The sequence below is a fragment of the Cupriavidus sp. GW823-FHT07A04 genome, from assembly GCF_058794615.1.
The window spans coordinates 1-8,529 of sequence record NZ_JBXAHA010000046.1 but is presented as its reverse complement, the minus strand read 5'-3'; the positions used below and the strand labels follow the sequence as shown (position 1 = coordinate 8,529).

8 protein-coding genes are annotated in these 8,529 nt (G+C 69.0%); 5 read left to right on the top strand and 3 right to left on the bottom strand.

Going from position 1 to position 8,529, the window contains the following annotated elements; translation table 11 throughout:
- Positions 1–133 precede the first annotated feature (133 nt).
- Positions 134–1,357 (bottom strand): PepSY-associated TM helix domain-containing protein, encoded by a 1,224-nt coding sequence (locus tag AC1Q7Q_RS40190; RefSeq protein WP_492387295.1) that lies wholly within the window; start codon positions 1,355–1,357, stop codon positions 134–136.
- Positions 1,358–1,581: 224 nt separating this feature from the next.
- Here AC1Q7Q_RS40190 and AC1Q7Q_RS40185 point away from each other — a divergent pair, with 224 nt between their 5' ends.
- Positions 1,582–2,163: a GNAT family N-acetyltransferase gene (locus AC1Q7Q_RS40185; protein ID WP_492375207.1), complete on the top strand. Its 582-nt coding sequence runs from the start codon at positions 1,582–1,584 to the stop codon at positions 2,161–2,163.
- On the opposite strand, the gene AC1Q7Q_RS40180 is transcribed toward AC1Q7Q_RS40185, so the two are convergent.
- Together AC1Q7Q_RS40180 and AC1Q7Q_RS40175 are read right to left on the bottom strand one after the other, a co-directional pair.
- Positions 2,114–2,764, bottom strand: a complete 651-nt coding sequence (locus AC1Q7Q_RS40180) for a nucleotide-binding protein (RefSeq protein WP_492375206.1) — start codon at positions 2,762–2,764, stop codon at positions 2,114–2,116. The two genes, AC1Q7Q_RS40185 and AC1Q7Q_RS40180, sit on opposite strands and share 50 nt — an antisense overlap.
- Positions 2,765–2,939: 175 nt before the next feature.
- Positions 2,940–4,463 (bottom strand): cobyric acid synthase, encoded by a 1,524-nt coding sequence (locus tag AC1Q7Q_RS40175; protein WP_492375205.1) that lies wholly within the window; start codon positions 4,461–4,463, stop codon positions 2,940–2,942.
- A gap of 93 nt (positions 4,464–4,556) precedes the next feature.
- Between AC1Q7Q_RS40175 and cobU the strand changes: the two genes are divergently transcribed.
- Genes cobU through AC1Q7Q_RS40155 form a run of 4 tightly spaced genes read left to right on the top strand, consistent with a single transcriptional unit; the run spans position 4,557 to position 8,256 of the window.
- The gene (cobU, locus tag AC1Q7Q_RS40170) at positions 4,557–5,267 is read left to right on the top strand and encodes a bifunctional adenosylcobinamide kinase/adenosylcobinamide-phosphate guanylyltransferase (protein WP_492375204.1); all 711 of its coding nucleotides are present in this window, start codon (positions 4,557–4,559) and stop codon (positions 5,265–5,267) included.
- A complete protein-coding gene (gene cbiB / locus AC1Q7Q_RS40165) occupies positions 5,267–6,277 on the top strand; it encodes an adenosylcobinamide-phosphate synthase CbiB (RefSeq protein WP_492375203.1) in 1,011 nt (336 codons plus the stop codon). The genes cobU and cbiB overlap by 1 nt, the downstream gene beginning before the upstream one ends.
- Positions 6,274–7,326, top strand: coding sequence for a threonine-phosphate decarboxylase CobD (gene cobD, locus AC1Q7Q_RS40160; RefSeq protein ID WP_492375202.1), 1,053 nt, complete (start codon positions 6,274–6,276; stop codon positions 7,324–7,326). Before cbiB ends, cobD begins: the two co-directional genes overlap by 4 nt.
- A 6-nt stretch (positions 7,327–7,332) precedes the next feature.
- A complete protein-coding gene (locus AC1Q7Q_RS40155; RefSeq protein ID WP_492375201.1) occupies positions 7,333–8,256 on the top strand; it encodes a cobalamin-binding protein in 924 nt (307 codons plus the stop codon).
- Positions 8,257–8,529: the final 273 nt, after the last annotated feature.

Sequence of the window (8,529 nt, the reverse complement as noted above, 5' to 3'; positions counted from 1 at the left end):
CGCCTTTTTTGCCTACTTTTTTGGCAAGACAAAAAAGTAGGTCGCCGCCCCGCAGGGGTGGTGAAACTGCAGTTGAATTTTCAGTTAAGCCGTTGAATTTAAAGCTAATTCTGCAGAAAAAGACAACCGGCAATCAAACCTCCACCGCCTCCTCCCGCACCACCTTAACGCCCTTAGCACCGCTAGCCCTCTCCATCGTCCGCACAACATGCCGCCGATGCCCCCGCCTACGCTTCCACCAGATCAACACCCCGGTAACAGCAAACATCAACGGCACCACCCCGAACACCGAAATAAACGCCCGCCCCACCCATCCGAACGCCTCCCCGGTATGCAGCGGATACATCCAGTTAAGAAAAGTATCCCCAGCCGGCGCATCCATCGGATCGCGAACCCCGAGCCGCTTGCCCGTATGGGCATCCAGCCAGAGCCGCGTAGCCCCGCTGCCCTGGCGGACTTCCCCCGGCTGGCGCAGCCGCACCTCAAACGGATCCCCCGCCTTGCGCGGAAAGCTGACCCGCGTCACCAGCGCCGCAGGATAAAGCGCCTGAGCCCCGCTCACGGCCTGCGCCACGCCTAGCAGCGGCGTGCCCTCGGGCGCTGCCGCCGATGCCGGCTTGCCGGGCGGCGACACCGTCATCACGCTAGCCACGATCGGCGTCACCCACTTGGGCAAATCCAGGTACCAGCCGGAAAACGCCATCGTCGCCAGCACCGGCGCCGCAAAAATGCCAGCCGTACGATGCAGCGAGTAATTAAAACGCGACCACGAGCCGCCATGGCTGATGCGAAACGCATTGAGCACCGCGCGCGGCTTGAGCTTGGGCCACCACAGCACAACCCCACCGATCACCAGAATCAGCAACAGCATCCCGGTGATGCCCAGGATCGTGCGGCCCGTCTCGCCAGAGAGCAGGTAGTGGTGCAACTGGAACAAGGTGGGCAGCAGCAACGGGCGCGACAGGCCGGGCTCGCCCCAGACCCGCTCGCCCTTCACGGCCAATGTGACGGGGTCGACCATCACCTGGCGAGAGCGCCCGGCGTTGGGCGTGCCCTTGAGCGGGTACCAGGCGATAAACACCGCATGCGGCGCGGACGGCAGCATCAGCAAGGTGGGGCGGCCATAGCGCGGGTCGGCCTGCAGCCGCTCGGCGACCGCCTGCACCGTGGCCGGCGCTACCGGCATGGGTACTTCGGCCGACGCCGTCAGCAGCGCCGGGTTCAGCAGGGCATCCAGCTCATCGCGCCAGGCGATGACGGTGCCGGTCAGGCCCAGCATGACAAAGAGCAGGCCCAGCCACAAGCCGAGATACAGGTGAATCTTGACGAAAACAACGCGCAGGCGGCCGGTGACCATGGGAGGCGGGAGCAGATTTGGGGGTTGTGGAGATTGTGTTTTCGGACCCCATGCCGGCGTGAGATGAACGCATCATGCCGTCATAATGAGAATGCGAAAGATTCGCGATTCTAACAGGCAGGGCCTGCCAGTGCGTGACAGGTGCGAGACCATGGCGAGGCTTGCCGGGATTGCGGCAGAATGTGGATCGCGCCCATTGCAGGCCCCGGACGACTCCCTTGAAGATGACCCATTCCATCGAATTGCTACCTGCCGACCCTCACGACGCCGCGCTGATTGCCGATCTGCACACGCAGAGCTGGCGCCATGCCTACAGTGGCCTGTTGCCGGCGGAATACCTGGAGCACGAAGCACCGGCCCAGCGCGCACAAGCCTGGCAGGCTCGCCTGGTAGATGGCGCCGATGGCCCGGTGGAAGTCACGCTCGTGCGCGTGGACGGCACGCCCGCCGGCTTTGCCTGCCTGCAACCCGAGGCCGAGCCGCAATATGGCGTGTATCTGGACAATTTGCATGTGATGCCGGGATGGCACGGGCTAGGGCTTGGCAAGCGCCTCTTCGCGCATTGCGCGCAGCGTGCCGCCGTTGGCTGGCCCGGGCAGCCCCTCTTTCTCTATGTGCTGGACGGCAACACCCAGGCGCGCGAGTTCTACCGGCGCCTGGACGGCGTGGAGAGCGAGGCGTTCGACGACCAGTTTCCCGGCGCCGATCTGATCGTGGCCGTGCGCCGGGTGAGCTGGCCCTCCGTGGATGCCTTGCTCAGGCGGCTGGGCACCTCGCCAGCGCCGGCTGCTCCAGCCAGCCGATGATCGGCTGCCACTGCTCCCAGTCCCGCGCCACGCGTGACGGCGCCACATCCCACAGCGTCAGGCCGTGCGCGGCAAGCTGCACGTAGTTCTGGGTATCGCGCAGAAAGCCCAGCACCGGCAGCCCCAGCCCCGCGACAAAGCGCTGCAGCTGCTCGGCCGCGCGGGTGCGCAGGTCGACCCGCATGCCGATCACGCCCACCTCCACTTCGCCGTGGCGCACGCGCTTGTCATCGGCGAGCCGGGTGAGGAAATCCTGGGTGGCGAGGATATCGAACAGCGACGGTTGCAGCGGCACCACCACGCGGTGCGCCAGTTTCATCACATCGTTGAAGCGCCAGCCATGCAGGCCGGCCGGGGTATCCAGCACCACATGGGTAGTGCCTTTGGGCGGGCGCGCGATCTGGTCGGCGCTGATGTCCCAGGTGCGGATGGCCGGTGCCGAGGCCGGGCGCAAACCCAGCCAGGCTCGCGAGGATTGCTGCCGGTCCGTGTCGCCCAGCATCACGGCGTGGCCGGCGCTGGCGAAGTAGCCCGCCAGGTTGGTGGCCAGCGTGGTCTTGCCTACGCCGCCTTTAGGATTGGCGATCACGACTACGGGCATGGTTGTCTCCGCAATGGCTTTCCATGGCAGCGCCGCCGGCGGGCGCGCCGCTCCGGGTTCCGCCATGGCCCTGCCGCTGGCCGCTGCCGGGCCCTGGCGGAGCGGGCCCGCCTGCGAGTTTAGCAGTAGGCGCGGCGGGCGGCCGAGCCTGCTTGGAGAGCCGCTTTGACACCCGCTATGACGCCTGCAGCGGCGCCAGCAAGGCATCCATGTCCAGGTGCGCGACGAGCGTATCGGCCAGGCGCTCCAGCGAGGCCTCGCGCAGCGCGGCCAGGTCGACGCCTTCCGCCCGCGCCAGCCCGGCCCAGCGCAGCAGTGCGCCGCAAGCCTGCGGCTGGTCGAACAGCCCGTGCACATAGGAGGCCAGCACCTGCCCGTCCTCCGATTGCGCGCCGTCCGGGCGCTCGCCTTCCAGCCATAGCGCGGGGCGCGCCAGCGCGGGGCCTGTGGTCACGCCCATATGGATCTCGTAGCCTTGCACGGCGGCCTCGGTGGCCTCGGTGGCGCCATCCAGCGCCAGCCGGCCGCTCACCACGCGCAGCTGCTTGTGCGGCGCCAGCACAGTGTCGTAGTCGAGCAGGCCAAAACCTTCGCTGCTACCGGCCTTGCCCTCGTTGCCTGCCGGGTCATCCACGCGCCGCCCCAGCATCTGCATGCCGCCGCAAATACCGATGACCTTGCCGCCATAGCGCAGGTGCCGCAGCAAGGCTGGCTCCCAGCCATTGGCACGCAGGAAGGCCAGGTCGGCGCGCACGCTCTTGCTGCCCGGCAGCACGATCAGGTCCGCCGGCGGGATCGGCATGCCGGGGCCGATAAAGCGCAGGTCCACCTGCGGATGCGCGCGCAGCGCATCGAAATCCGTGTGATTGGAAATGCGCGGCAGCACCGGCACGATCACGTGCAGCAGTTCGCCCCGCTTGGCCGCCTGCGCGCCGATGATGGCGTCCTCGGCATCCAGGTGCAAGCCGTGCAGGTAGGGCAGCACGCCCAGCACGGGCTTGCCGGTGCGCGCCTCCAGCCAGTCCAGCCCGGGCTGCAGCAGCGCGATATCGCCGCGGAAGCGGTTGATGATGAAACCCTTGATGCGCGCGCGCTCCGACGCCGACAGGCAGTCCAGCGTGCCCACCAGATGAGCGAACACGCCGCCGCGGTCGATGTCGGCCACCAGCACCACCGGGCAGTCCACCGCTTCGGCAAACCCCATATTGGCGATGTCGCGCTCGCGCAGGTTGATCTCCGCCGGGCTGCCGGCGCCTTCCACCATCACCACCTCGTAGGCGCTGGACAGGCGCTGGTGCGACGCCAGCACCGCCTGCATCGCCACCGGCTTGTAAGCGTGATAGGCCCGCGCGTCCAGGTCCATCCGCGCCTGGCCGTGGATGATGATCTGAGCGCCCGTATCGCTGCTCGGCTTGAGCAGCACCGGGTTCATATCGGTGTGCGGCGCCAGCCCGGCGGCGGCGGCCTGCAAGGCCTGGGCGCGCCCGATCTCGCCACCGTCCGCGGTGACCGCGCTGTTGAGCGCCATGTTCTGCGGCTTGAACGGGACCACGCGCACGCCGGCGCGGGCCAGCACCCGGCACAGGCCCGCCACTAGCGTGCTCTTGCCCGCGTCGGAGGTAGTGCCCTGCACCATCAAGGTACCGCGCAAGCCACCCGGTAATGCCGCGCCAGCGGCTTCGGAGGAATTTTTTTGCATCGTGGGATTATCGCATCGGCGTCCCGCGGCGCTGCCCTGTGCGCGGACCACTGCGGGCGTGCGATCCATGGATGCGCCCGCTACAATACCCGGATGACCCCGGCCAACGCTTCCGCCACCGCCACCGAGCCCGTGCGCGCATCCACCCATGCACCGGCCAGCGAACGCGCGCCCCAGGCTGCTGCCGCGCCGCACGCCGCTGCCGTCCCGGGCCGCGCGCGCCAGCTCACGCTGGTGCTGGGCGGCGCGCGCTCCGGCAAGAGCCACTTCGCCGAGCAGATGGCCGCCGACCATGCCGCTGCCACCGGCGGCCCCGTTACCTATATCGCTACCGCACGCCACGGCCAGGACAGCGCCGACGAAGAGATGGAGGTGCGCATCGCGCTGCACCGCGCGCGGCGCCCGGCCGAGTGGGGCCTGGTCGAAGCACCGCTGCATCTGGCGGATGCGCTATATGCCCATGCCACCCACGATGGCTGCATCCTGGTCGACTGCGTCACGCTGTGGCTCAACAACCTGCTGTTCCTCGATGCGCGCAGTTATCCCGAGCATGGCCTGGTAACGCCACCGGCCGCCTTCACCGAGGAAATCGACGCGCTGCTGTCCGCGCTGCCCACCCTGCCCGGGCACGTGATCCTGGTCTCCAACGAGATCGGCTTCGGCGTGGTGCCGATGGGCGCCATCACCCGCTTCTATGTCGACGAGCTGGGGCGCCTGAACCAGAAGCTGGCCGCCGCCGCGGACCGCGTGCGCCTGCTGGTGGCCGGCATCCCTGTCAGCGTGAAAGGCGCCGACCCGGCGTGATGTCGTGGCTGCCATCGCTGCCATCGCTGTCTTCATGGTGGCCGTTTCCCCTGTTCAGCTGGCAAGCCTGCGTGGCCGCGGCGGTAGCCGGCGTCTTGCTGGACCAATGGCTGGGCGAGCCGCGCCGCTGGCATCCGCTGGTTGGCTTCGGCCGCCTTGCGGCAGCGCTTGAGCGCCGCCTGAACCGCGGCCAGGCTGGCGCGCCACTGCGCCAGCGGCTCACCGGCCTGGCGGCCTGGGCGCTGATGGTACTGGTGCCGGCCGCGCTGGCCGCGCTGCTGGTGCATGTCGCCGCGCAGTTCAGCGCGGCGCTGGCGTGGCTGCTGCAAGCGCTGGCACTCTACGCGGCACTGGGCGCGCGCAGCCTGGCCCAGCATATTGCGCCGATCGCCACCGCTCTCACGCAGGGCAATCTCGCCGATGCGCGCCAGCTCACGGCACGCATCGTCTCGCGCGACACCACCGACGCGGATACCGAAGCGCTGGCCCGCGCCGCCTGCGAATCGGCGCTGGAGAATGGCAACGACGCCATCTTCGGCGCCTTGTTCTGGTTCCTGGTCGGCGGCGCGCCCGCCGTGGTCGCCTATCGCCTGGCCAACACGCTCGATGCGATGTGGGGCTACCGCACGCCGCGCCTGCTGTATTTCGGCTGGGCAGCTGCGCGGCTTGACGATGTGCTCAACCTGGCGCCCGCCCGCCTGACCGCGCTCTCGTACGCGCTGCTCGGGCGCACTGCCCAGGCGCTGCGCTGCTGGCGCGCGCAGGCACCGGCATGGTCCAGCCCCAATGCGGGTCCGGTCATGGCGGCCGGCGCCGGTGCCGTCGGCGTGGCGCTGGGCGGCCCCGCCCGCTATCACGGCGAATGGGAAGAGCGCCCGCCGCTGGGCATGGGCCACGCGCCCGGCGCAGCCGATGTGCATGCCTGCCTGCGCCTTGTTCAACGCACACTGTGGCTGTGGCTGGCCGCTTCCGGCGCCAGCGCCGCTCTCCTCCACTACGGCTTAGCATGAGTACTCCGATCCGCCATGGCGGCGACCTGCTCGCCGCCGCGCGCCGCCATGGCCGTCCGGTCGAAGACTGGCTCGACCTTTCCACCGGCATCAACCCGGACGGCTATCCCGTGCCAGCCCTGCCCGCCGACGCGTGGCTGCGGCTGCCGCAAGATGACGACGGCCTGGCCGAACTGGCCGCGCAGGCCTACGGCGCGCCGCGCGCGCTGCCGGTGGCCGGCTCGCAGGCCGCCATCCGCACGCTGCCGCAACTGCTCAAGCCCGGGCGCGTCGGCGTGGCGGTGCAGGGATACAGCGAATACGCTCCCGCCTTCGCACGCGCGGGGCATGAGGTTGTGCCGCTCGTGGAGACGGATTTCGCCCGTGCGGACCTGGCCGCGCAGCTCGATCACCTCGTGGTGGTGAACCCGAACAACCCGACCGGGCGCACGCTCGCGCAAGCCACGCTGCGGGCATGGCACGCGGATCTCGCCGCGCGTGGCGGCACGCTGCTGCTCGACGAAGCCTTCATGGATTGCACACCCGAGCGCTCGCTGGCCGCGCTGGCGGATCGCCCCGGCATGGTGGTGCTGCGCTCGCTGGGCAAGTTCTACGGCCTGGCCGGCGTGCGCTGCGGCTTTGTGCTGGCCGAGCCCACGTTGCTGGCAGCGCTGGCCGAGCACCTCGGCCACTGGACCGTGGCCGGCCCCGCACGCGCGGTGGCTCGCCTGGCCCTGGCCGACCGCGCCTGGCAAGCCGCCACGCGCGACCGTTTGCAGCAGGCCGGCATCCGGCTCGCGACACTGCTGCGCAAGCACGGCCTGACGCCCGTGGGCCGCCCCTTGTTCAGCTGGGTGCCGCATGCCGATGCCGCGCGCCTGCACGAAGCGCTCGCGCGGCAAGGCGTGTGGACGCGGCTGTTCGACGCACCGCCGGGCATCCCTGGCGCGTTGCCAAGCCTGCGCCTGGGTTTGCCACCAGCGCAGGAGCCAGCATGGCAACGGCTCGATGCGGCACTGGCCCAAGCCCTTGCAACAACGCGCTCCGACACAAGCACCCTATCCAGCTAACGCCCGATGCCCCCTACCTCGATCACTACCCGTGCCCTGCTGGTCCTCGCCACACTGCTGGGCGGCGGCCTTTGCAGCCACGCCGGCGCCGCCGTATCCGTGGTCGACGACGCCGGCCAGACCGTCACGCTGGACCAGCCCGCGCGCCGCGTGATCTCGCTCGCGCCGCACGTCACCGAAATGCTCTACGCCGCCGGCGGCGGCTCGCGCATCGTCGGCACCGTAAGCTACAGCGACTACCCGCCACAGGCCCGCGACATCCCCCGGGTCGGCGACAACAAGGCACTGGATCTCGAACGCATCGCCGCGCTCAAGCCCGACCTGATCGTGGTGTGGCGCCACGGCAATGCGCAGAAACAAACCGACCGCCTGCGCGCGCTCGGCCTGCCGCTGTTCTACAGCGAGCCGCGCAAGCTCGAAGGCATCCCCAGCAATATCGAGAGAATGGGCGTGCTGCTCGGCACCGAGCCCACCGCCAACAGCGCCGCCACCAGTTTCCGCCAGCAGATCGACAAACTGCGCCAGACCTATGCGGCGCGTGCGCCGGTGACGGTGTTCTACCAGGTATGGCAACAACCGCTGATGACGCTCAGCGGCCAGCACCTGATCAGCGACGTGCTCGCGCTATGCGGCGGCCGCAACCTGTTCGCCAACGAAGCGCTGCTGGTGCCGACGGTCTCGGTGGAATCCGTGGTAGCCGGCAACCCGGAAGTCATGATGACCGCCAGCATGGGCGCGACCCGCTCCGACCGGCCGCTGCCGGACTTCGCCATGTGGGAACGCTGGAAACAGGTAACCGCCGTGGCGCGTGGCAACCTCTACGCCATCGACGGCGACCTGGTCAACCGGGCCGGACCACGCATCGCCCAAGGCGCGGAAGTCGTGTGCAAGGATCTGGACAACGCAAGGCGCAAACGGCCAGCGCAGTAGGAACGAGACAGTGGGTCAGGTCTGACATCTCGTACTTGACGAGCGCCCGCCCTCTCCCCCGGCCCCTCTCCCACAAGTGGGAGAGGGGAGCCAACCAGCAGGAGCAGAATCGACATCGTCAGACCAACGATTCGGCGTAGCCGTGTGACCCGCCCTCAGGCGGGGAACACCCCAGCGCGATGCGAAGCGAGCCGTGAAGGTGTGCCAAGGCCGTATGGGGCGCCTCGGGATTCGGCGAAAAGAGCGGAAACGAGGGACCCATGTCTGAGTATC

Bases quoted from the DNA above. Each gene is read 5' to 3' on its own strand.
- AC1Q7Q_RS40175 (WP_492375205.1), bottom strand. From the start codon at position 4,463: ATGCAAAAAAATTCCTCCGAAGCCGCTGGCGCGGCATTACCGGGTGGC.
- AC1Q7Q_RS40185 (WP_492375207.1), top strand. From the start codon at position 1,582: ATGACCCATTCCATCGAATTGCTACCTGCCGACCCTCACGACGCCGCG.
- AC1Q7Q_RS40180 (WP_492375206.1), bottom strand. From the start codon at position 2,764: ATGCCCGTAGTCGTGATCGCCAATCCTAAAGGCGGCGTAGGCAAGACC.
- cobU (WP_492375204.1), top strand. From the start codon at position 4,557: ATGACCCCGGCCAACGCTTCCGCCACCGCCACCGAGCCCGTGCGCGCA.
- cbiB (WP_492375203.1), top strand. From the start codon at position 5,267: ATGTCGTGGCTGCCATCGCTGCCATCGCTGTCTTCATGGTGGCCGTTT.
- AC1Q7Q_RS40155 (WP_492375201.1), top strand. From the start codon at position 7,333: ATGCCCCCTACCTCGATCACTACCCGTGCCCTGCTGGTCCTCGCCACA.
- cobD (WP_492375202.1), top strand. From the start codon at position 6,274: ATGAGTACTCCGATCCGCCATGGCGGCGACCTGCTCGCCGCCGCGCGC.
- AC1Q7Q_RS40190 (WP_492387295.1), bottom strand. From the start codon at position 1,357: ATGGTCACCGGCCGCCTGCGCGTTGTTTTCGTCAAGATTCACCTGTAT.